Raw genomic sequence first — 265 nt, forward strand, 5'->3', positions numbered from 1 at the left:
CTCTTCGGCCGGCAGCACTTCGATCCGGGCCAGGGCGCGCTGCGGTTCCTGCGCCAGCGCCTCGACCAGCCCCGCCACCGCCATGCGCATGTTGGCGCCGATGCGTTGCGGATCCATCGGCTCGCAGCACTGCACGCCGAGCGAGAAGCCCTCGCCGTCGTCGTTGAGGTTGAGCAGCAGCGGGTAGTTGCTGCGTTCCTGGCTGTCGATCACCCGCGCGCCGTCCCACAGCGGCGTGTGCGCGCCGGCGCGGGTGGTGCGGTTG

General features: G+C 71.7%; 1 protein-coding gene. It reads right to left on the bottom strand.

What is annotated here, in order from left to right:
• A partial coding sequence (locus HKX41_11830) for a non-ribosomal peptide synthetase (protein NNC24823.1) occupies positions 1-265 on the bottom strand: 265 nt, incomplete at both ends.

The sequence above is a fragment of the Salifodinibacter halophilus genome, from assembly GCA_012999515.1.
In the GTDB taxonomy this organism is placed as follows: Bacteria; Pseudomonadota; Gammaproteobacteria; order Nevskiales; family Salinisphaeraceae; genus Salifodinibacter; species Salifodinibacter halophilus.